This is a genomic window from bacterium, assembly GCA_040753555.1.
In the GTDB taxonomy this organism is placed as follows: domain Bacteria; phylum UBA9089; class UBA9088; order UBA9088; family UBA9088; genus JBFLYE01.
In genome coordinates this window covers 1-3988 of the sequence record JBFMDZ010000185.1, presented here as the reverse complement: position 1 = coordinate 3988, position 3988 = coordinate 1, and the positions used below count along the sequence as shown (strand labels likewise).

Below are 3988 nucleotides of genomic sequence, written 5' to 3'. Positions count from 1 at the left end.
AAACCATTCTGAAAACTCTAATGTTTAGAATTTTGAATTTAGATATTGTTTCGTGCTTCGTGCTTCGGATTTCGTGCTTTCTTTCATTTTAACTTCCTTTCTTCTTCTCGTCTACCTAAACACATACTTGAAAGGTGTAAAGATAACACTAAAATTCTTTGCCTTGTATTTAGGCTTAGTGATAAAGAAAAGATAAATAGGCTGTTTACGGATTGTAGTTCTTTTAAACCTTCATAAAAAGCACAATAAAAATAGAGTTCTCGCTTCGCTAAAGGGGGAAAGGGGGAGGATTATTCTAATATTTTTCAATAACCATAAATTTAAGCCCTATGAAAGGTTTTAGTAAAATTGGGGAAGTTCTAGTGGTTGTGTAATCTGCTTGACATTTGTTTTCAAAATTATTATTATATTTATGCTTCTACAGGAAGCAGGAATTCACGGAATGTGTCTTCCCCTTCAATGGGCTTGGCACCGTGAGTCAATTAGATGTAAGTAGATGTAAGCCACGAAAAGGCATTGTTTTTTGTCAAGTAAATATGTTGTTTGCGAGCGTGGGGATGGTGAAGGGGGGATGGGAAGATACTCGCACTACGGTTTGTATGTTGGCACAAAAGCATAAAGTTTAAATATTTGGTATTTGGTATATAGTTGCAGACAATAAAACAAACCTAAATGACTGACACAAATCGGGCATGCTCGTATGATGCAGGACAAATGCCTGGCCTATATGGGTTTAAAAAGATAACGATTGCAGACAATAAAATAAACCTAATTGACTGACACTTGACCTATTGCCATTTTTTGAATCCCAATAAGGGATTTAATCCCAATTTTTCCAAGTAAAATAAGACTATTTAGCTCATCTTGTGAAAATGGTTTTCCCTCTCCTGTTCCTTGAATCTCTATGATTTTTTCATCTTCTCTCATTACAAGGTTAAGGTCGCAGGATGCCCTTTTATCCTCATTATATGTTAAATCAAGGATAGCTTTTCCATCAACAATCCCGATGCTTATGGCAGAGACAAAGCCCAATATTGGATTTGCCTTTATAATATTTTTCTTCATCAACCCTTCTATTGCTATGTATAAGGCACAAAAGCCACCTGTTATAGATGCACATCGTGTTCCGCCATCTGCCTGAAGAACATCGCAATCAATTATAATTTTTCTATCAGGGATGAGCTTAAGGTTTAAAGCCTGCCTTAATGACCTTCCTATAAGCCTTTCAATCTCGCTTGTCCTTCCCTTTACTTTGTATCTTTCCCTCTCAACCCTCTCTTTGGAGGAGAAAGGAAGGAGGGAATATTCTGCTGTTAGCCATCCAGAGCCAGTATCCTTTAGGAATGGAGGGATTTTATCATCAATGGATGCAGAGCAAATAACCTTTGTCTTCCCTACTTCAATAAGGCAGGATGCAGGGTTATGTTCAATATAATGTGTTGTAATCTTCGTCTCTCTAATTTGGTTATCTTCCCTTTTATCTTCCCTCATTAAATAATTAACCTCTCTTTAAGCTCCTTTACCAATGTGCCTACCATTTCACTTGGGCTTCCTGTAAGCTTCTTTCCCTCTTTTTTTGGTGGAGTAAAGATTCTTACAACCTGTGTAGGAGAGCCAGAAAAGCCACAAAGGTTTTCTGAAATTTCAAGCTCTTTTTTTGTTAAAGTTGGAATCTGTAAGGTTTTTGCAAAAAGCCTTCTTTTTAACGAGGGCATCCTTGGCTCATTTATCTGCTTTGTTACAGTTATCAAACAGGGTAAGTCTGCCTCTATTATCTCATATGCCTCATCAAGCTCCCTCTCTGCTATTATTTTTCCATCTATAATCTCTGGTAGCTTGCAGACATAGGAGATATGAGGAATATCAAGCAATTCTGCTGTTTCAGGGCCAACCTGGGCTGTATCGCCATCTATTGCCTGCTTTCCACAAATTATTAAATCAAACCCAAGCTTTTTTATTGTAAAGCTTAAAACCATTGATGTTGCTAATGTATCCGAACCTGCAAATGCCCTATCAGATATGAGATATGCTTCATCTATTCCCATTGATATTGCCTCCCTTAAAGCCTCTTCTGCCTGTGGAGGACCCATTGTAATTACCGTTGTTTTTTCTCCATATTTTTCTTTTAACTGTAATGAGGTTTCAATGGCATTTGTATCAAATGGGTTTATAATGGATGGGACATTTGTTCTTACAATGGTATTTGTCTCTTTATCAATCTTTACCAGCGTTGTATCTGGAACCTGTTTTATACAGACAATAATATTCATATTATGCCAATTTGAACACATACATATTTATAAAGGTGGATACGATGTCTGTAAATTTCTTATAATTTTTATCAATGTCTAAAATGTCTTATATTGGCAAAAACCATACTAATTCCAAAGCTTTCTGCCTTTTCTATTGCATCATTATCCCTTATTGAGCCACCTGGCTGGATTATTGCTGAAATTCCAGCTTTTCCTGCTAGCTCTACTGAATCTGAAAATGGAAAGAAGGCATCTGAGGCAAGATAGCCACCCTTTGCCCTATTTCCTGCCCTTTCAATCGCTATTTTAACAGCATCAACCCTATTTGTCTGTCCTCCACATATTCCAAGTGTTTTTTTGTTTTTTGCAATAACAATGGCATTTGATTTTACATACTTACAAACCTTATAGGCAAAGATTAGGTCTTCCATTTCCTCATTGCTTGGTCTTTTCTTTGTAGGAAAAGATATGTCTTTATAAAGTATTCCATCTTCTTCTTGAATAAGGAATCCCCCCAAAGCCCCCTGTATCTTGATTCCTGACTCCTGACTTTCTGACTCTCTGGCTCCTGACTTTACAATCCTTACCTTTTTATCTTTAAACAATTCAACCACATTATCTTCAAAATCTGGAGCAATTATTCCCTCATAGAATGTCTTTGAAATAGCATCGGCTGTTTTTAGAGAAAGGGGTCTATTTATAGCAATAATGCCACCAAATGCCGAGATAGGATCAGCCTCAAAGGCAAGTTTATATGCAGAATAGATGTCTTCACTACAAGCAACACCACAAGGTGTATTGTGTTTAATAATTACACAAGATGGCTTTTCAAATTCAAAAGCAAGTTTTAAAGCTGAATCTAGGTCAAGAATATTGTTATAAGATAAGCTATCTCCACTTATTTGGGTAAATAAAGGCTTATCTTGGACATAGAAGGATGCAGCCTGGTGTGGATTTTCTCCATATCTTAAAGGAATTGCCTTTTTTAGAGAAAGATTTAACATCTCTGGAAATTCCTCCTTTAAAAACCAATTGGAGATTATAGTGTCATAGCGGGCTATATAGGAAAATGCCTCTTTTGCAAGGGAATATGAAAAATCCTCTGGAATTCCTCCCTTATTTTTTAAAATGCTTATAACCTGTGCATATTGCCTTTTATCAATTATTGTTGCTACATATTCATTGTTTTTAGCACCTGCCCTTATTAAAGTTACCCCTCCAATATCAATCTCCTCAATTGCCTCGTCTTTGTTTATTTTGCTCTTTATCCTCTCCTCAAATGGATATAGATTACAAACAACCATATCAATGGGTTTTATCCCTTGTTTTTCAAGCTCTAAAAGATGGCTTTCTTCCCTTTTTGCCAATATTGCTCCAAAGATTACAGGGTGTAAGGTCTTTACCCTTCCTCCTAATATCTCTGGATGTCCTGTAACCTCATCAATAGAGGATGCAGGGATTCCAGATTCTTTAAGGGTTTTTGATGTACCACCTGATGCAATAATTTCAATCCCAAGCTCTGCAAGGGCTTTTGCAAAAGGAATAAGTTCCTCTTTATCAGATACGCTTATAAGAACCCTTTTTATTTTTATCATTTAGTATATTATAGCTAAACTTTGGCAAATTTGTAAACTTCTCTTGAAAAACTTAAAGCTAAAAACTAAAAATGCAAAACTACAACTTAAAATTTAAAACCAAAGACTATAACAAAGACTATAATCTTAAGGTAAAAAATA

At 36.0% G+C, this 3988-nt stretch carries 3 protein-coding genes; all 3 read right to left on the bottom strand.

The features are described 5' to 3' along the window. Positions 1-768: 768 nt before the first annotated feature. Positions 769-1491 carry a ribonuclease PH gene (rph, locus tag AB1630_10925; GenBank protein ID MEW6104304.1) on the bottom strand — a complete coding sequence of 241 codons (723 nt, stop codon included), beginning with the start codon at positions 1489-1491 and terminating at the stop codon, positions 769-771. Beyond that, a complete protein-coding gene (locus tag AB1630_10920; GenBank protein ID MEW6104303.1) occupies positions 1491-2270 on the bottom strand; it encodes an electron transfer flavoprotein subunit beta/FixA family protein in 780 nt (259 codons plus the stop codon). The genes rph and AB1630_10920 overlap by 1 nt, the downstream gene beginning before the upstream one ends. A gap of 71 nt (positions 2271-2341) precedes the next feature. Next, positions 2342-3847 (bottom strand): bifunctional phosphoribosylaminoimidazolecarboxamide formyltransferase/IMP cyclohydrolase, encoded by a 1506-nt coding sequence (gene purH / locus AB1630_10915; GenBank protein MEW6104302.1) that lies wholly within the window; start codon positions 3845-3847, stop codon positions 2342-2344. Positions 3848-3988 lie beyond the last annotated feature (141 nt).